Source organism: Amycolatopsis sp. NBRC 101858, assembly GCF_030269325.1.
Taxonomy (GTDB): Bacteria; Actinomycetota; Actinomycetes; order Mycobacteriales; family Pseudonocardiaceae; genus Amycolatopsis; species Amycolatopsis ponsaeliensis.
Genome location: NZ_BSTD01000002.1, coordinates 304,326 through 320,972, shown reverse-complemented (window position 1 = coordinate 320,972; position 16,647 = coordinate 304,326). Strand labels below are relative to the sequence as shown.

Genomic DNA, 16,647 nt, shown 5'->3' with positions numbered 1-16,647 from the left:
CGGTACCGAGCCGCGCCGCCCCGGGTTCACCGGTTCCCGGTCACGGACAGGACAACCACGCGAAGTGGTACGTGGTCGTGATGCTGCCGTCGGTCGAGTCCATCGTCACGAAGCTCGTCGTCTTCTTCGGATCCGACGTCCCGGCCGCGGCCCGCAATTCCGTGTTGACGTTCAGATTGCGTTCCTCACCGCACGGCTTGAACACGATCGCACCGACCTCCGTGGAATCGGTGAAATGCCAGTCGTCCTCGAACGGACCGGTCAGCGGGTGCTGCATGAACGCCGTCGGAGAATTGCCCTGGAAATAGTAGTTCGCTCTCTCCAGGCCGGTCGCGCCCCGTTCCAGATGGGCGAATCCGCGGTAGTCCGCCTGCGCGATTCCGTAGGTGAACCCCTGTGGCACGTGCACCCGCAGGCCGATCTGGCAGTTCTTCCGGGCGTCCAGCGGCCCGGCGCCGACCCCGACCAGCGCCGTGTAGGCGCTGTAGGTCACGGTGAACGCCGTGTTGTCCTGCGACACCGCCACCGCGGACGTGCCGGCCGGGCAGCCCGTGCCATTGGCGTTCACGACGTCGATGACGATTTTGTCGGGCGGCGGAGGGGTGTTCCACGAATGCGGGGTGACCACAGAGGACAACGCCATTACGGCAGCAACGACCGCAGACAGCATGGGAATCCTTCCCAATACATTCGAATTGGGTACGGGGGCGCCGACCATGGTAGCGAATGGATCATGGTCCGAAACCCCGCTGAACGGAGCAACAAGCGGTAGCCGTCCCACCACGCGGTATACCGATAATGTCGGGCCTTCATTCCCGCGAAAACGGAGAAATTCGACCGGAAAACGATTTCGCGCCCCCGGACCGCCGCCCGCCGTCCGCGATCACCCCACGACGTCCGGGCTTGATCGTTTCACTCCGCCACGAGACGCGCGACCCGCCCGAGCGTCGCCACCCCCGCCGCCGACCACGGCCTCGCCGTGATCACGACCGCGTGGTCGATCCCCCACTCCGCGAACTCCCCGCACCGCCGCGCGAACGACTCCGCGGACTCACCCGGCTCCAGGCGCGTGCTGATCGTCTTCTCGATCTCCCCGTACGGCCGCCCGGCCTCCTCGCAGTGCCGCGCGAGCACCGACAGCTTGTGCCGCACTGTCTTCCCGCCGTCGGGGACGTCGAACACGTTGCACGCGTCGGCGTAGCGCGCGACCAGCCGCAGCGTCTTGCGCTCGCCGGCCCCGCCGATCAGCACCTTCGGCCGGCGCACCGGCAGCGGGATCCCGATCGGACGGTCCAGGCGGTAGTGCCGCCCCTCGAACACCGAGTCGTCCCCGGCCCACATCCGCAGCGCCAGCCGGAGGGTCTCCTCCATCCGCTCGAAGCGCTCGCCCACCGGCGGGAACGGCAGGCCCATCGCCCGCGCCTCGCCGTCGTGGTGCCCGGTGCCGATCCCGAACCGGGCCCGCCCGCCGGAGAGGACGTCGAGCGTCGTGACCGCCTTGACCAGCAGCGCGGGCGGGCGGAACGTCACCGCCGAGACCATCGTGCCCAGCCCGATCCGGCTGGTCCGCGCGGCCAGGAACCCCAGCGTCGTGTAGGCCTCGAGCATCGCCGAATCCGGCGTGCTGTGCGGGTCGGCCTGCAGCAGGTGGTCGGCCACCCACAGCGTGTCCAGCCCGGCGTCGTCGGCCGCGACGGCGATGGCCGCCAGCTCGCCGGTCAGCTTGTCCGGCCACGAGAAGTCCGTGACCCCGATGCTCAACCGCATGGCTACCCCCTCGTGAGCAGTTCCAGGTTGTGGCCGTCGGGGTCCTCGAAGTAGACCCCGCGGCCGCCGTCCAGGTCGTCGACCTCGCCGGCCCGCTCGTGGAACGGGTCGGCCCAGTAGGTGATGCCGGCCCGCTCGATCCGCGCCATGGCGGCGTCGAAGTCGTCGTCGCCGACCAGGAACGCGTAGTGCTGGCCCGTCACGCGGTCCACTCGCAGGTAGTCGAGCGTGACGCCGTTCGCGAGCCGGACGGGCACGAACGGGCCGTCGACCGGCTCGGTCCGCAGGCCCAGGATCCCGGCGAGGAACTCCGCCGACTTCTCCCGGTCGGTCGCGCACACGATCGTGTGGTTCAGCTCGACGCTCATCGCCCCGCCCCCGCCGGTGTGAACGGCGGCGGGCCACCGATCGGGCTCAGGTGGATGCCGGCCAGGCGCCAGCGGTCCTCGTCGCGGACCAGCACGTGCGTGGCGCGGAACCGGCCGTTCACCGGGTTCCCCTGGTGCTTCGCGACCTGGGCGTGCACGCCGATCGCGATGGCGGTCGTGCCGAAGTCGCGGACCTCGACCTCGGCCCAGTCCAGCTTCTCGGTGACCAGGGCGCCGCCGCTGTAGCGGGCCAGCCACTGGTCGCGGTCCAGGACGAAGCCGAGCGGGCCGACCAGGCGGAAGCCGTCGGCGGCCAGGCCGGCCAGTACCTCGGTGTCCCCGCGCTCCTCGGCCGCCGCCCAGACCCGGCCGAACTCGCGGACCTGCTCTTCGGTGCTCATCGCGTTTCCCCTTCCGGTTCGATGAGCACAACGTTAGATGTCTAACCATTAGATGTCAAACGCTTAGATCACTCGGCATCTGCGGTAGGGTCCGACCCGTGCCAGCACCCACCACCACCCCCATCGGCGTCGTCCTCGCCCGCACCGCCAAAACCGCCGGCCGCGCCTTCGACCACGCCCTCGCCGCCGCCGGCGGCTCCCAGCCCGTCTGGCAGATCCTCATCTCCCTCAAAACCCGGCCCGTCGCCAACCAACGCGAACTCGCCGACGCCGTCGGCATCCAAGGCGCCACCCTCACCCACCACCTCAACAGCATGGAAACCACCGGCCTCGTCACCCGCCGCCGCGACCCCGCCAACCGCCGCGTCCACCTCGTCACCCTCACCCCCGACGGCGAACAGCTCTTCCTCCGCCTCGCCTCCGCCGCCATCGCCCACGACGAACGCATGCGCAAAGGCCTCACCGACGCCGAGATCACCCAGCTCGCCGACCTCCTCCACCGGCTCACCGCCAACGTCACCGACAACCCGGACACCCCATAGAAACCGTTGCACCGCCGAAAGGGCGGCCTTCGGGCAACTCCTCGACGATGATCTCCGTGGCCGCCACGGGCACCTGGACGACCGCCCCTTCGGCGCGGCAAGCACCAGCACCGGCCTCTTCACCCCCTGATCGATCCAGCGAGAGTGACTGGACGCACCCGACCCGCGACCACGAGGAGAGATAGGCTCCCTACCACAAGCCGAAGTCGTCTCAAGCTGGAGAACCGCAATGACCCAAGCCCCTGTCAACGTGACCGTCACCGGCGCCGCCGGCCAGATCGGCTACGCGCTGCTCTTCCGCATCGCGTCCGGTCAGCTCCTCGGCCAGGACGTCCCGGTGAAGCTGCGGCTCCTCGAGATCCCGCAGGCGGTCAAGGCGGCCGAGGGCACCGCCATGGAGCTCGACGACGGCGCGTTCCCCCTCCTGGCCGGCACCGACATCTTCGACGACCCCAAGCAGGCCTTCGAAGGCACCAACATCGCCCTCCTCGTCGGCGCCCGCCCCCGCAGCAAGGGCATGGAGCGCGGCGACCTCCTCGAGGCCAACGGCGGCATCTTCAAGCCCCAGGGCGAAGCCATCAACGCCGGCGCCGCCGACGACATCAAGGTCCTCGTCGTCGGCAACCCCGCCAACACCAACGCCCTCATCGCCCGCTCGCACGCCCCCGACGTGCCCGCCGACCGCTTCACCGCGATGACCCGCCTCGACCACAACCGCGCGCTCGCCCAGCTCTCCAAGAAGCTCGGCGTCCCCGTCACCGAGCTCAAGAAGCTCGCCATCTGGGGCAACCACTCCGCCACCCAGTACCCCTCGGTGCAGCACGCCGAGGTCGGCGGCAAGAGCGTCGACGTCGACCAGGCCTGGCTCGAGAGTGACTTCATCCCGACCGTCGCCAAGCGCGGCGCGGCCATCATCGAAGCCCGCGGCCTGTCCTCCGCCGCCTCCGCGGCCTCCGCCGCCATCGACCACGTCTACACGTGGGTCAACGGCACCCCCGAAGGTGACTGGACCTCCGCCGGCGTCGTCTCCGACGGCTCCTACGGCGTCGCCGAAGGCATCATCTCGTCCTTCCCTGTCACCGCCGAGAACGGCAAGTACGAGATCGTCCAGGGCCTCGAGATCGACGACTTCTCCCGCGCCCGCATCGACGCCTCCGTCGCCGAGCTCGTCGAGGAGCGCGACACCGTGCAGAAGCTCGGCCTCATCTGAAGCTGACCCACCGAAAAGGGGCCGCCGCAGTCGAACCGACCGCGGCGGCCCCTTTCGCATGATCGCCGGGAGCGAACTCCGCACGCTCACAGCGAAACCACCCCCGCCCCCACGCCGCCCGGCCCTACCGTCGGGCCATGACCCTTCTCGCCGTACCCGACATGCACGCACCGAGCACCGGACCCGAAGACTCGGTCTACCAACAGCTCCTGCGCGACCGGATCGTCTTCCTCGGCTCCGAGGTCAACGACGAGGTCGCCAACCGGATCATCGCCCAGCTCCTCCTGCTGGCCGCCGACGACCCGGCCAAGGACATCACCTTCTACATCAACTCACCCGGCGGCTCCGTGACCGCCGGCATGGCCATCTACGACACCATGCAGCTCGTCAAACCGGACGTCTCGACCTACGGCCTCGGCTTCGTCGCGTCCATGGGCCAGTTCCTGCTCTCCTCCGGCACCCCCGGAAAGCGCTACCTGCTGCCCAACACCCGGATCGTCATGCACCAGCCGTCGGCCGGGATCAGCGGCGCCGCCACCGACATCGCCATCCAGGCCGAGGTCTTCGGCAAGATGAAGCGCCGCATCGCGGAGATCACCGCGCGCCAGACCGGGCAGACCGTCGAGCGGATCACCACCGACGCCGACCGCGACCGCTGGTTCGACGCGGACGAAGCCCTCTCCTACGGGTTCGTCGACCACATCGTCGCGGGCGAGCAGACGGCGTCGGCCTGACTCCGTCCGTCTGTGCTGTTGTTTCGGAGTCGGAAACGGCACCGCCGGGCAGTTTTGAAGAAAACTGCCCGGCGGTATAGGTCGTTATACACTTAGTGAGGAGTTCAGACTCCGTTGAGGCCTCGGCGGGCCAGGAGGGGTTCGATCTCGGGGTCGCGGCCGCGGAAGGCGCGGAAGGCGTCCATGGGGTCGATGCTCCCTCCCCTGCCGAGGAGGGTGCGGCGGAAGTGGTCGCCGTTGTCGCGGGTCAGTCCCCCGCTCTCGCGGAACCACTGGACGGTGTCGGCGTCGAGGACTTCGCTCCAGATGTAGGAGTAGTACCCGGCGCTGTAGCCGCCGCTGAAGACGTGGGCGAAGTAGGTGGTGCGGTAGCGGGGCGGGATCGCTTCGACGGCTACGCCGGCCTTGACGAGCGCATCGGTCTCGAACCGCTGGACCTCTTCGACGCGGTCGTCGACGCCGAGGCGGTGCCAGGCCTGGTCGAGCAGGGAGGCGGCCAGGTACTCGGTGGTGGAGAAGCCTTCGCCGTACTGCTGGCTGGCGAGGAGCTTGTCGACCTGGTCCTGGGGCAGCGCTTCGCCCGTCTCGTGGTGCTTGGCGTAGTTGGCCAGGACTTCCGGCCACAGCATCCACATCTCGTTGACCTGGGACGGGTATTCGACGAAGTCGCGGGGCACGTTGGTGCCGGAGAACGTCGGGTAGCGGACCGCCGAGACGAGGGCGTGCAGCGCGTGGCCGAACTCGTGGAACGCGGTGACGACCTCGTCGAAGGTGAGCAGGGTCGGCTCCCCCGCCGGCGGCTTGCCGACGTTGAGGACGTTGACCACGACCGTCTTGCGGTCCAGCAGCCCGGACTGGTCGACGAAGGTGTTCATCCACGCGCCGCCGCGCTTGGCGTCGCGGGTGTAGAGGTCGAGGAGGTAGAGCCCGAGCGGGGTGCCGTCGGCGTCGAACACCTCGAAGGTCCGGACCTCCGGGTGGTACTTGGGGAGGTCGGTGCGCTCGGTGAAGGTGAGCCCGTAGAGCTTGGTGGCGGCGAAGAAGACGCCGTCGAGGTACACGCGGTCGGCTTCGAAGTAGGGGCGCAGGGCTTCGGTGTCGACGTCGAAGCGCTCGCGGCGGACCTGGGTGGCGTAGTACGGCCAGTCCGACGGCCGCAGCGTCGCGCCGGGGACGTCGGCTTCGAGCAGCTGCTGCAGTTCCGCGGCTTCGGTGCGGGCGTTCGCGACGGCGTCGGGCGCCAGCCTCTCGAGCAGCCCGGCGGCGGCTTCGGCGGTCTTCGCCGTCTCGTCGGCGATGACGTACGCCGCGTGGTTCGGGTAGCCGAGCAGCACGGCCCGTTCGGCCCGCAGGTGCGCGATTTCGGCGACGAGGGCGTTGTTGTCGAACTCGTTGCCGCGGTTGCCGCGGGCCATCGACGCGGTGTGGATCCGGGCCCGGACGTCGCGGTCGCGCAGCGTCTCCAGCGGCGAGGCCTGGCTCGTCGGCAGCGTCAGGGGGATGACGTACTTGCCGTCCTCGCCGCGGGCCACCGCCGCTTCGGCCGCGGTGGCGATCGCGCCGTCGCCGAAGCCGGCCAGCTCCGCGCGGTCCTCGATGACGACGGCGAGGTCGTTGGTGTCCTTGAGCAGGTTCTGCTGGAACTTCGTCTGCAGGGTGGACAGCTGCCCGTTCAGCTCCCGCAGGCGGGCCTGCTCCGCTTCGCCGAGCCCGGCGCCGGCCCGGCTGAAGTCGAGGTGGCGCCGTTCGAGCAGCCGCCGCGACTCCTCGTCCAGGCCGAGCTCGTCACGCCGTGCGTGGAGGGAGTCGATGCGGGCGAACAGCTTCGGGTTCAGGTGGATGGCGTCGTGGTGGGCGGCCAGCTTGGGCGCGAACTCCGCCTGGATGGCCTGGATCTCGTCGGTGCTGTTGGAGCCGGACAGGTTGTAGAAGACGCTCGCCACGCGGCCCAGGAGCTCGCCGGCGCGCTCGAGGGCCACGACGGTGTTCTCGAACGTCGGCTCGGCGTCCTGCGCAGCGATCTGCTCGATCTCCGCCGAATGCTCGGCCAGGCCCGCTTCGAACGCCGGCCGGTAGTGCTCGTCGGCGATCCGGTCGAAGGGCGGCAGGGCGTAGGGCAGTTCGCTGGGTGCGGCGAACGGGTTGTCCGGCGAAATCATCGGGGCAGGCTCCTGGTCGGGATGCAACACTCGGTCCCGCCACCCTACGTGGTCCACCTGTGCGGATGTCAGCGCTTTCCGGAGGTGGCCAAGCTCACGGACCGGTGGTACCGCCCACGACGGCGTCGCTGCTCCCGGCGGCCTTTTTGCCCCGTTTCGGCTTGGGTGCCGGCGGCACGATGCCGCGCAGGTCGCTGCCGTGGTCGTTGACCCGCATGACGAACGGCCGCGTCTCGGTGTAGCGCACGACCGAGATCGACGCGGGGTCGACGACGATCCGCTGGAACGCGTCGAGGTGCTGGCCGAGGGCGTCGGCGAGGATGGACTTGATCACGTCGCCGTGGCTGCAGAGCAGCCAGACGGCGTGGTCGCCGTGCTCGGCGGCGATCCGGCGGTCGTGCGCCCGGACGGCGGCGACCGAGCGGGCCTGCATCGCCGCGAGCCCTTCACCGCCGGGGAAGACCGCGGCCGAGGCGTGCGCCTGCACGACCCGCCAGAGCGGCTCCTTCGCGAGGTGCTTGAGCTCCTTGCCGGTCCAGTCCCCGTAGTCCACTTCGGACAGCCCGGGTTCGACGACCTTGGCCAGCCCGCGCGCGGCGGCCAGCGGGCCGACGGTCTGCTTGCACCGCAGCATGGGCGACACGACCAGGTCGGCCAGGGGCACGCCGTCGAGCCGTTCGACCAGCTTCTCCGCCTGGGCGCGGCCGGTGTCGTCGAGGTTGACCTTCGGGGACCGCCCGGCCAGGATGCCGGAGCCGTTGGCCGTCGACTTGCCGTGCCTCAGCAGAATGACCGTACTCACGGGGCCCACCCTACGTGGGGACCGATCAAGCGGTCCCCACGCGGGCGGGTCAGTGGCTGACGGGACCCGCGTTCGGGTCCAGGGCGCCGGTGAAGATCAGCACGAACAGCAGCACGCCGAGCGCGAGCCGGTAGATGACGAACGGCACGAAGCTGCGCTTCTTGATGTAGGCCATCAGCCACGCGATCACCGCGTACCCGACGCCGAACGCGACCAGGGTGGCCAGGATCGTCGGCCCCCACTGGGCCGGCACGCCGCCCGACCCGATGTCCTTGAGCTTGTACACCCCCGAGCCGAACACCGCCGGCAGCGCCAGCAGGAACGAGTACTCCGCCGCTTCGGCCCGGGTGTAGCCCAGCAGCAGGCCCGCGCTGGTCGTGCCGCCCGAACGGGACACCCCCGGGATCAACGCCAGCGCCTGGGCGAAGCCGAAGCCGAGTCCGTGCGGGACCGTCAGGTGGTCCAGGGTCCGCTCCTGCTTCCCGGTCCGGTCGGCGTAGAGCAGGATCAAGCCGAACACGATGAGCACCGTGGCGGTGATCCGCAGATCGCGGAACGCGCTGTCGATCTGGTCCTGCAGCAGCAGGCCGAGCACCACGATCGGCAGCGAGCCGACGATGATCAGCCAGCCGAGCCGGGCGTCCGGGTCGCGGCGCCAGTCCGGCTTGTACAGCGAGAAGAACCAGGCCTGCAGGATCCGGCCGATCTTCTTCCCGAAGTAGATGATCACCGCCAGCTCGGTGCCGATCTGGGTGACGGCGGTGAACGCCGCGCCCGGGTCGTCCCAGCCGACGAGCGCCGCGACGATCCGCAGGTGCGCGCTCGACGAAATCGGCAGGAACTCCGTCAGGCCCTGGACCAGACCCAGGACCAGTGCTTCGAACCACCCCACGTCAGGCCACCCCCGCCAGCTCGAGCGCCTCGACGGCGGTCCGCAGCGCGGCCGCCGCGGCTGTGGCGTTCTCGGTGTACGGCGACACCGACAGGGTCGTCACGCCGGCCTCGGCGTATTCGGTCATCTTCTCCGCGATCCGTTCCTTCGGGCCCAGCAGCGACGTCGCGTCGAGGAACTCCAGCGGCACCGCCGCCATCGCCCCCGCCCGGTCGCCGGCCAGGTACTTCTCCTGTACTTCGCCGGCTTCGGCTTCGAAGCCCATCCGGCAGGCCAGCCGGTTGTAGAAGTTCTTGTCCTTGCTTCCCATCCCGCCGAGGTAGAGCGCCGCGTACCCGCGGACAGCGTCCGCGCACGCCTTCCAGTCGTCCCCGGGCACCAGCGGGACGCTCGGGGCGACGTCGAAGCCGTCGAGGGTGCGGCCGGCCCGTTCGGCACCGGCCCGCAGCTGCGCCAGCTGCTCCCCCGCGTGCGCCGGCGAGAAGAACACCGGCAGCCAGCCGTCGGCGATCTCGCCGGTCAGCTCCAGGTTCTTCGGTCCGATCGCGGCCAGGTAGAGCGGGATGTGCTTGCGGGCGGGCCGGACGGTCAGCCGCAACGCCTTGCCGGGACCGTCCGGCAGCGGCAGCGTGAAGTGCTCACCCTCGAACCTCACCCGCTCCCGCTTGAGCGCCGAACGCACGATCGCGGCGTACTCGCGGGTGCGGCCCAGCGGCGACGCGAACCGGACGCCGTGCCAGCCTTCGGACACCTGCGGGCCGGACACCCCGAGCCCCAGCCGGAAGCGGCCGCCCGAGAGCGTGTCGAGGGTCGCGGCGGTCATCGAGGTCATCGCCGGGGTCCGGGCCGGGATCTGCAGCACGGCGGCACCGACGTCGATCCGCGACGTGTGCGCCGCGATCCAGGCCAGCACGGTGACGGCGTCCGAGCCGTACGCTTCCGCCGCCCACACGACGGCGTAGCCCAGCTCGTCCGCCTGTTTCGCCTGGGCCAGGTTCGCGGGGTCGTTCCCCGCTCCCCAGTAGCCGAGATTCAGTCCGAGTCGCACGGGGCCAGACCCTAACGGGGGCCCTTGTGGGCGACACGACTCACCTTGGTCAGGTTCTCCCGGGACCGCCCACTAGGCTCGGCGGTCGTGGAAAAGCGACTGCTCGGCCGCTCGGGACTGCGTGTCTCGCGGATGGCGCTCGGCACCATGACCTGGGGTGGCGACACCGACGCGGAAGAGGCCGCCAGCCAGCTGGTCGCCTTCGTGGACGCCGGCGGCACCCTGGTGGACACCGCCGACATCTACGGCGAGGGCGAAGCCGAACGGGTGCTCGGCTCACTTCTGGGTGACCTCGTACCGCGCGACGACGTCGTCCTCGCCACCAAGGCAGTCGCCCGCCGCACCGACGGCCCGTTCGGCGGCGGCGCCTCACGCGGTGCCCTGCTCACCGCGCTCGACGGCTCGCTCAAGCGGCTCGGCACCGACCACGTCGACCTGTGGCAGCTGCACGCCTGGGACACCTGCGTGCCGATCGCCGAAACCCTCGCCGCGCTCGAGTACGCCGTGAACAGCGGCAAGGCCCGGTACGTCGGCGTCTCGAACTACGCGGGCTGGCAGCTCGCGACGGCCGCCGCCGGCACCGCCGCGGTTGCGCCGATCGTCTCCACCCAGGTCGAGTACTCGCTGCTTGAACGCGGAGTCGACCGCGAGGTCGTCCCGGCCGCCGAGCACCACGGCGTCGGCCTGCTGCCCTGGGCGCCGCTGGGCCGCGGCGTGCTGACCGGCAAGTACCGCACCGGCACGCCCGCGGACTCACGCGGCGCGAACAGCGCGTACGCCGGTTACGTCGAGCACCACCGCACCGACCGGGCCGCCCGGATCGTGCAGGCGGTGGCCACCGCGGCGGACGGGCTGGGCACGTCGCCGCTGGCCGTCGCGCTGGCCTGGGTCCGCGACCGGCCCGGGGTCGTGGCCCCGGTGGTCGGGGCGCGGGACACCGGTCAGCTCACCGGTTCGCTGACGGCGGAGGAGATCACCCTCCCGCCGGCCATCCGCTCCGCGCTCGACGACGTCAGCGCGATCGAGGTCGGCTATCCGGAGCGCTGGCCGCGCTAGGTGTCTGTTGGGTGACATGCACGTGACGGCAAGACGATCGTGGAGGATGCTGGTGAAGACCGCCCGCCGAGGGACATCTGGAGGCCGCAACGTGCGTCGGTTCGCCGCCGTGTCGTGGATCGCGATCCCGCTCGCCGGTGTCCTGGTGCTCTCGGGCTGCTCGTCGGCCAAGTCCGACGGCGACGACCTGCAGATCGTCGCGAACCCCGTCGCGGCGAAGCCGGCGGTCTCCCCCGCCGTGACCGTGAAGCCGGCCGGTCAGGTCCTGCCGGGCGGGGCGGTCTCCGCCGTCGCCGTTGCGGGGTCGACCCTGGTCGTGGCTCTCGCTCAGCAGCCGTCTTTGCAGCTCTACGATTTGAACGCGCTCGCGTCACCCCCGGTGAATATGCCGTTATACGGCAAGGCGGAGAAGCTGTCCGTGGCGCCGGGGCGGGTCGAGATCGCGGAGCCGGCGCAGGGTGTGGTGCAGCAGCTGTCCTTGCCGGATCGGCAGCTCTCCGAGACGAAGACGGGCGGGCAGCCGGCGTCGAGCATCGCTTACGGCGCCGATCGGCTGGTGGCGATGGGGGCGGCGAAGGACATCCAGGTGCTGCCGGCGAGCGGGCCCGCGCGGACGATCGGCGGGCAGCTCTACAGCGCCGACGACGTCGTGGTCGCCGGGGCGGGGGTCGTGGTGCTGGACCGGTTGCGGACGGCGGTGTTCTCGGTCGACGTCGCCGGCGGGAAGGTCAACGAGGGTCTGCGCGCGGGTGATGGTGCCGCCAACGCCGTGGCGGATTCGTACGGGCGGGTGCTGGTGACGGACGCGCGGGCGGGTGCGCTGATCGCGTTCTCGGCTTCGCCGTTGATCATGCGGCAGCGCTACCCGGTGCCGGGTGGCCCGTACGGGATCGCCTACGACGCGAAGCGGAGCCTGGCGTGGGTGACGCTGACCGGGCGCAACGAGGTGGTCGGGTTCGACGTCCGCGGCGGCGAGCCCGTCGAGAAGTACCGGTTCCCCACCGTGCGCCAGCCGGACTCGGTCGGGGTGGACGAAACCAGCGGCCGGGTGGTCATCGGCTCGGCCGCCGGAGAAGGGACCCAGGTGATCCAGCCATGACGACGGTCAGCGAGGCGGTGGTCGAAGGGGATTGGGAGTATCGCCGCCTGCACCTCCCCCCGGGTGTGTCCCGGCGTGCGGCGGCGATCCAGCTCTCCATCCACGCGGAGTTCGCGGGCTGGGAACTGCGGAACGTGCGGCTTTACGCCGACGGGACGCGCCGGGTCTGGCTGCGCCGCAAGAAGACGGCGGAGAGCCTGCCCGGCGCGCTGCCGACCTAGCCGAACACCCGGTTCAGCCAGTCGGTCCACGTCTTCTCCTCCGCCTCGGCATCCGCGCCCGGGGCGAACAGGTGGTGGGACGCGACCATCGGGCCGTGGAAGCCCTTGATGAACCGGATCATCGCGTCCGCCGTCCGGATTCCGACCGTCTGGTCGTTGGCCGCATAGACCACGCCGCCGAGGGAGACGCGATCGCCCTCGACGGGCCGCGCGGACAGGCCCAGCGCCGTGCCGAGCCGGGCCCACGCCTCGTCCCAGTCCCCCACCGGCGGGCCGAACGCGGTGACCGGTACCGCGGTCCGGCCGGCGAAGTGCGTGACGTACTCGACGAGGGTGCGGAAGAACAGCGCGCCGCCGGTGGTCATCGCCTCGAACTCGTCTTCCCAGTCGTCGCCGGGCAGGAACCCGCTCGTCACGCACCGGACCACCGTGCTGCCGCCTTCGCGGCCCTCGACGAGGAATTCGTAGGCGATCTTCCGTCCGTCCGGCGCGGGATCGCTGCCGTAGACGAGCTTCTCGAGCGGGTCCCACTCCCGGATCCGGTACTCGGGCTCGTACCCGCCGAAGGCACCGCGCACGACGCCGCCGGTGCCGCCCTCGACCTCGTTGCGGCCCATGAACCACGAGTCGATGCCCGGCCCGGTGGCGATGGCGGCCCACACCTGCTCCGGCGTCGCGTCGACCTCGGCGACGTCGGTCAGCTCGAACTCATGCCCCACGGGACTCCTCCGGGATGCTCGGGTGGACGGCGACGACGACCCGGTGCGGCCGGCCCTTCTCGGCCGTTTCGTCGTGGTACTTGCCGACCAGGGTCGTGACGGCGGTCGCGAGCTCCTCGGCGAACGCGGCGCGGTCGGCCGCGGAGGCGAACCGGACCTCGCCGTCGATCGCGAAGGTCGCGACGCGCTGTTTCGCCTTCTCCCCACCGGTGATCAGCAGCCCGACGTCCCGCACGAGCCGGCCCGCGACGGCGAGCAGCCAGCGGGCCGAGAGCCGGTCCGGCGACTGGGCCGGGTCGGGCTGGACGGCGGCCAGCGCGGCCGGCGAGATGACGTACGACGACGCCGTCGCCCGCATCATCCGCTCGGTGACGTTGCCCTTCCGCCGTTCCTCGACCAGCTCGACGAGGCCGTGCGCTTCGAGGGTCCGCAGGTGGTAGTTGACCTTCTGGCGCGGGAGCCCGACGCGCGCGGCCAGCATGGTGGCCGAGGCCGGCTCGGCCAGTTCGGCCAGCAGCCGGGCCCGGACCGGGTCGAGCGACACCTCGGCCGCCGACGCGTCTTCGATCACCGCCACGGAGAACATGGGCCCAGCATCGCTTCCGAACAGAGAAGTTGTCAAGAACTCTCGTCTTGTCGGTGGCTGGCGTTGACCAGGGCGACGACCCGCGGCAGCACCTGCGCCGCGGCTTCCAGCGGCACGACGTGCCCGACGCCGGGCAGGACCACCGCCGTCCCGTTGCCGAGGCCGCCGGCCCACTGCTCGACGTCGGACGCGCGGACGATCCGGTCCCGCTCCCCCACGATCGCCGTCACCGGCAGCCCGCTGACCTGCGCCAAAGCCGAATCTCGGGCGTAGGCGTCCAGCGCCGGGCGGAACAGCGACACCGTGTGCGGCCAGTTGCCGCGGATCATCTTCACGGTCAGCTCGACCAGTTCCGGGTCCGGGTCGTCGCCGAAGAGCCACCACCGCAGGCCGGCGCTGACCGCCCGGCTGGTGTGCTCCCGGACCACGCCGAAGAGCTTCGAGCCGAGCACCGCTTCGAGGTCGCGGGCCAGCTTTCCCAGCGCGTTCGGCCACGCCGCCGAGACCTCGGTGGCCAGCGTCCCCGACGACGTCGCGAGGAGCACCAGCCCGGACACGCGCGCGGCGAACAGCTCCGGGTGCCGCTGGGACAGCGACATGACGGCCAGGCCGCCCATGTCGTGCCCGACGAGCACCACCTTCCCGGCCGGGACTTCGCGCTCGACCAGCTCGGCGAGGTCGTCGCCGAGCTGGGCCATCGTCGCGGTGCCGCGCCGCGCCCGCCCGGACCCGCCGTGGCCGCGCTGGTCGTAGGTCAGCACGGCCACCGGCCCGTCGGCCGCGTCCGGCACCAGCGGCGCGATCCGGCTCCAGCTGCGCTGGTCGAGCGCGTAGCCGTGGACGAACACCACGGTCACCGGCGCGGCCGGGTCGCGCCTGCGCACCACCTGCAGGGACGTGCCGTCGGCGAGCGCGAACGCGGTCATCAGGACGTGCGCAGGAACCGGTCCAGCACGCGGGTGCCGAACTTCAGCGCCTCGACCGGGACGCGCTCGTCGACGCCGTGGAAGAGCGCCGAGAAGTCGAGGTCGGCCGGCAGCTTGAGCGGCGCGAAGCCGAAGTTGCGGATCCCGAGGTCCTGGAAGGACTTCGCGTCGGTGCCGCCGGAAAGCATGTACGGCAGCGTCTTCGCGCCCGGGTCCTCGGCGAGCACCGCGGCGGTCATGGCGTCGACGAGGGCGCCGTCGAACGTCGTCTCGACCGGCGGGAGCTCCATCCACTCCTTCTCGATGTCCGGGCCGAGCAGCTCGTCGAGCTCGCGGTCGAACGCCTCGAGGCGGCCCGGCAGGATCCGGCAGTCGACCGCGGCTTCGGCGACCGACGGGATGACGTTCGACTTGTACCCGGCGGTGAGCATGGTCGGGTTGGCGGTGTCGCGCAGGGTCGCGCCGATCATCCGGGAGATGTTGCCCAGCTTGGCGACCGAGCCTTCGAGGTCGTCTTCGGGGAAGTCCCAGCCGGTGATCTCGGTGACGCCGGCGAGGAACTCCTTCACCGAGTCGGTCAGCACGAGCGGGAAGCGGTGGTTGCCGAGCTTCGCGACGGCTTCGGCCAGCTTCGTCACGGCGTTGTCGCGGTGGATCATCGAGCCGTGCCCGGCGGTGCCGCGCACGCGCAGCTTCATCCAGCGGATGCCCTTTTCGGCCGTCTCGATCAGGTAGGCGCGGACGTCGTCCTTGAGCGTGATCGAGAAGCCGCCGACCTCGCTGATCGCCTCGGTGACACCCTCGAAGAGGTCCGGGCGGTTCTCGACGAGCCACTGGGCGCCGTACTTGCCGCCCGCTTCTTCGTCGGCGAGGAAGGCGAAGACGAGGTCGCGCGGCGGCACGACGTTGTTCATCTTGTAGTGGCGGGCCAGCGCGAGCGCCATCCCGCACATATCCTTCATGTCGACCGCGCCGCGGCCCCAGACGTAGTCGTCCTGGATCGCGCCCGAGAAGGGGTGGACCGACCACTCGGACGGGTCGGCGGGCACGGCGTCGAGGTGGCCGTGGATGAGCAGCCCGCCGCGCGTCCGGTCGGCGCCTTCCAGCCGGACGATGACGTTGTGCCGGTTCTTCCCGCCCGACTCGACGTAGGTGATCTCGTAGCCGGCGTCGGTCAGCTTCTCGGCAACGTACTCGGCCGCGGCCCGCTCGCCGACCAGCGTGTCGGGGTCGCCGGTGTTGGTCGTGTCGATGCGGATGAGCTCACTGGTCAGCGTGACGGCCTCGGCCGCGGCGGCTTCGATCAGGTTCGGTTCGGTCACCGGCCATTCCTATCATTCGCCCGGCCGGGTGCGCCGCATCTGGGACACGATGCCGGCCCGGCCGCCGGGCCCGCGTCCACGGGCGTGGGATCAGCCGCGGTCGAGGGCCGAGACCACTTCGGACACCGGGCGCAGGTGCTGGTTCAGCACCCGCAGCGCCTCTTCGGCGTCGTGGGCGTCCAGCGCCGCCACCAGTGCGCGGTGCTCCGCGTCGATCACCGGCAGCCGCTCCGGGCGGGCCTCCAGCGCCCGTACCGCGACCCGCTGCTGGCGCGAGCGCAGCGTGTCGTACAGCTCCGTCAGCACCGAGTTGCCCGCCGCGTTCACGATCGCGCGGTGGAACGCGCGGTCCAGGCCCGACACCGCGAACCAGTCGCGGGCCTTCCCCGCGCGGTCCATCTCCTCGATCAGGCCGGCCATCTCCGCCGGTGCGCCCGCCCGGGCCGCGCAGACCTCCGCGATCGCGTGGCCCTCGATCAGGCGGCGGCTCTGGTAGACCTCCGCCAGCTCGCGCGCCGTCACCGTGCGGACCTGCGCGCCCTTGCGCGGCAGCAGGCTGATGAACCGCTCGGCCTCCAGGCGGTGGAACGCCTCGCGCACGGGTGTCCGGGAGACCCCGGTTTCGCCCGAGACCCACTGCTCGTCCAGGAACCGGCCGCCTTCGAGCTCGCCCGCGATGATCCCGTCGCGCAGCCAGGCGTACACGCGGTCCCGCGCCGGCCCGGCCGGTGCGCTGGTGGTCATGCCACTCCCCTCGTCCGGCCGTCAGCTTAGCGTCTGGACCGACGAATATCC

The 16,647-nt window shown here is 71.0% G+C and carries 19 protein-coding genes; 6 read left to right on the top strand and 13 right to left on the bottom strand.

The window, feature by feature from the left end; genetic code table 11:
* Positions 1–40: 40 nt before the first annotated feature.
* The 4 genes from QSK39_RS14660 to QSK39_RS14645 form a co-directional block, all read right to left on the bottom strand.
* Positions 41–670, bottom strand: coding sequence for a DUF4360 domain-containing protein (locus tag QSK39_RS14660; protein ID WP_284749830.1), 630 nt, complete (start codon positions 668–670; stop codon positions 41–43).
* A gap of 242 nt (positions 671–912) precedes the next feature.
* Positions 913–1,767, bottom strand: coding sequence for a TIGR03560 family F420-dependent LLM class oxidoreductase (locus QSK39_RS14655; protein WP_285478284.1), 855 nt, complete (start codon positions 1,765–1,767; stop codon positions 913–915).
* A 2-nt stretch (positions 1,768–1,769) separates the two neighbouring features.
* Positions 1,770–2,135 carry a VOC family protein gene (locus QSK39_RS14650; RefSeq protein WP_285478283.1) on the bottom strand — a complete coding sequence of 122 codons (366 nt, stop codon included), beginning with the start codon at positions 2,133–2,135 and terminating at the stop codon, positions 1,770–1,772.
* On the bottom strand, positions 2,132–2,536 hold the full coding sequence (locus QSK39_RS14645; protein ID WP_285478282.1) for a nuclear transport factor 2 family protein: 405 nt from the start codon (positions 2,534–2,536) through the stop codon (positions 2,132–2,134). The genes QSK39_RS14650 and QSK39_RS14645 overlap by 4 nt, the downstream gene beginning before the upstream one ends.
* Before the next feature lie 98 nt (positions 2,537–2,634).
* Between QSK39_RS14645 and QSK39_RS14640 the strand changes: the two genes are divergently transcribed.
* From QSK39_RS14640 to QSK39_RS14630, 3 genes are all read left to right on the top strand, one after another.
* On the top strand, positions 2,635–3,078 hold the full coding sequence (locus tag QSK39_RS14640) for a MarR family winged helix-turn-helix transcriptional regulator (protein WP_285478281.1): 444 nt from the start codon (positions 2,635–2,637) through the stop codon (positions 3,076–3,078).
* 229 nt (positions 3,079–3,307) lie between these two features.
* The gene (locus QSK39_RS14635) at positions 3,308–4,288 is read left to right on the top strand and encodes a malate dehydrogenase (RefSeq protein ID WP_285478280.1); all 981 of its coding nucleotides are present in this window, start codon (positions 3,308–3,310) and stop codon (positions 4,286–4,288) included.
* Positions 4,289–4,425: 137 nt separating this feature from the next.
* Entirely contained in the window at positions 4,426–5,022 is a 597-nt protein-coding gene (locus QSK39_RS14630) for a ClpP family protease (RefSeq protein ID WP_285478279.1), read from the top strand.
* Between the two features lie 104 nt (positions 5,023–5,126).
* On the opposite strand, the gene QSK39_RS14625 is transcribed toward QSK39_RS14630, so the two are convergent.
* The 4 genes from QSK39_RS14625 to QSK39_RS14610 form a co-directional block, all read right to left on the bottom strand.
* A complete protein-coding gene (locus tag QSK39_RS14625; protein ID WP_285478278.1) occupies positions 5,127–7,181 on the bottom strand; it encodes a M3 family metallopeptidase in 2,055 nt (684 codons plus the stop codon).
* 94 nt (positions 7,182–7,275) lie between these two features.
* Positions 7,276–7,983 (bottom strand): histidine phosphatase family protein, encoded by a 708-nt coding sequence (locus tag QSK39_RS14620; RefSeq protein ID WP_285478277.1) that lies wholly within the window; start codon positions 7,981–7,983, stop codon positions 7,276–7,278.
* A 49-nt stretch (positions 7,984–8,032) separates the two neighbouring features.
* Positions 8,033–8,875 (bottom strand): undecaprenyl-diphosphate phosphatase, encoded by an 843-nt coding sequence (locus QSK39_RS14615; RefSeq protein ID WP_285478276.1) that lies wholly within the window; start codon positions 8,873–8,875, stop codon positions 8,033–8,035.
* 1 nt (position 8,876) lies between these two features.
* Positions 8,877–9,923, bottom strand: a complete 1,047-nt coding sequence (locus QSK39_RS14610) for an LLM class F420-dependent oxidoreductase (RefSeq protein WP_285478275.1) — start codon at positions 9,921–9,923, stop codon at positions 8,877–8,879.
* A gap of 87 nt (positions 9,924–10,010) precedes the next feature.
* Between QSK39_RS14610 and QSK39_RS14605 the strand changes: the two genes are divergently transcribed.
* The 3 genes from QSK39_RS14605 (at position 10,011) to QSK39_RS14595 (ending at position 12,299) form a co-directional block, all read left to right on the top strand.
* Positions 10,011–10,979, top strand: coding sequence for an aldo/keto reductase (locus tag QSK39_RS14605; protein WP_285478274.1), 969 nt, complete (start codon positions 10,011–10,013; stop codon positions 10,977–10,979).
* 91 nt (positions 10,980–11,070) lie between these two features.
* Positions 11,071–12,078 (top strand): YncE family protein, encoded by a 1,008-nt coding sequence (locus QSK39_RS14600; RefSeq protein WP_285478273.1) that lies wholly within the window; start codon positions 11,071–11,073, stop codon positions 12,076–12,078.
* Entirely contained in the window at positions 12,075–12,299 is a 225-nt protein-coding gene (locus QSK39_RS14595; RefSeq protein WP_285478272.1) for a DUF5703 family protein, read from the top strand. The genes QSK39_RS14600 and QSK39_RS14595 overlap by 4 nt, the downstream gene beginning before the upstream one ends.
* On the opposite strand, the gene QSK39_RS14590 is transcribed toward QSK39_RS14595, so the two are convergent.
* From QSK39_RS14590 to QSK39_RS14570, 5 genes are all read right to left on the bottom strand, one after another.
* The gene (locus QSK39_RS14590; protein ID WP_285478271.1) at positions 12,296–13,018 is read right to left on the bottom strand and encodes an SRPBCC family protein; all 723 of its coding nucleotides are present in this window, start codon (positions 13,016–13,018) and stop codon (positions 12,296–12,298) included. The two genes, QSK39_RS14595 and QSK39_RS14590, sit on opposite strands and share 4 nt — an antisense overlap.
* Positions 13,008–13,604 (bottom strand): ArsR/SmtB family transcription factor, encoded by a 597-nt coding sequence (locus QSK39_RS14585; protein WP_285478270.1) that lies wholly within the window; start codon positions 13,602–13,604, stop codon positions 13,008–13,010. The genes QSK39_RS14590 and QSK39_RS14585 overlap by 11 nt, the downstream gene beginning before the upstream one ends.
* A gap of 32 nt (positions 13,605–13,636) precedes the next feature.
* Positions 13,637–14,530, bottom strand: coding sequence for an alpha/beta fold hydrolase (locus QSK39_RS14580; RefSeq protein WP_285478269.1), 894 nt, complete (start codon positions 14,528–14,530; stop codon positions 13,637–13,639).
* Complete coding sequence (locus QSK39_RS14575; RefSeq protein ID WP_285478268.1) at positions 14,530–15,852, bottom strand: M20/M25/M40 family metallo-hydrolase; 1,323 nt, start codon at positions 15,850–15,852, stop codon at positions 14,530–14,532. Before QSK39_RS14575 ends, QSK39_RS14580 begins: the two co-directional genes overlap by 1 nt.
* A gap of 90 nt (positions 15,853–15,942) precedes the next feature.
* Positions 15,943–16,596 carry a GntR family transcriptional regulator gene (locus QSK39_RS14570; protein WP_285478267.1) on the bottom strand — a complete coding sequence of 218 codons (654 nt, stop codon included), beginning with the start codon at positions 16,594–16,596 and terminating at the stop codon, positions 15,943–15,945.
* Between the last annotated feature and the right edge of the window lie 51 nt (positions 16,597–16,647).

Coding starts and splice junctions, on each gene's coding strand:
- QSK39_RS14660 (WP_284749830.1), bottom strand. CDS start 670: ATGCTGTCTGCGGTCGTTGCTGCCGTAATGGCGTTGTCCTCTGTGGTC.
- QSK39_RS14655 (WP_285478284.1), bottom strand. CDS start 1,767: ATGCGGTTGAGCATCGGGGTCACGGACTTCTCGTGGCCGGACAAGCTG.
- QSK39_RS14650 (WP_285478283.1), bottom strand. CDS start 2,135: ATGAGCGTCGAGCTGAACCACACGATCGTGTGCGCGACCGACCGGGAG.
- QSK39_RS14645 (WP_285478282.1), bottom strand. CDS start 2,536: ATGAGCACCGAAGAGCAGGTCCGCGAGTTCGGCCGGGTCTGGGCGGCG.
- QSK39_RS14635 (WP_285478280.1), top strand. CDS start 3,308: ATGACCCAAGCCCCTGTCAACGTGACCGTCACCGGCGCCGCCGGCCAG.
- QSK39_RS14630 (WP_285478279.1), top strand. CDS start 4,426: ATGACCCTTCTCGCCGTACCCGACATGCACGCACCGAGCACCGGACCC.
- QSK39_RS14625 (WP_285478278.1), bottom strand. CDS start 7,181: ATGATTTCGCCGGACAACCCGTTCGCCGCACCCAGCGAACTGCCCTAC.
- QSK39_RS14595 (WP_285478272.1), top strand. CDS start 12,075: ATGACGACGGTCAGCGAGGCGGTGGTCGAAGGGGATTGGGAGTATCGC.
- QSK39_RS14585 (WP_285478270.1), bottom strand. CDS start 13,604: ATGTTCTCCGTGGCGGTGATCGAAGACGCGTCGGCGGCCGAGGTGTCG.
- QSK39_RS14580 (WP_285478269.1), bottom strand. CDS start 14,530: ATGACCGCGTTCGCGCTCGCCGACGGCACGTCCCTGCAGGTGGTGCGC.
- QSK39_RS14570 (WP_285478267.1), bottom strand. CDS start 16,596: ATGACCACCAGCGCACCGGCCGGGCCGGCGCGGGACCGCGTGTACGCC.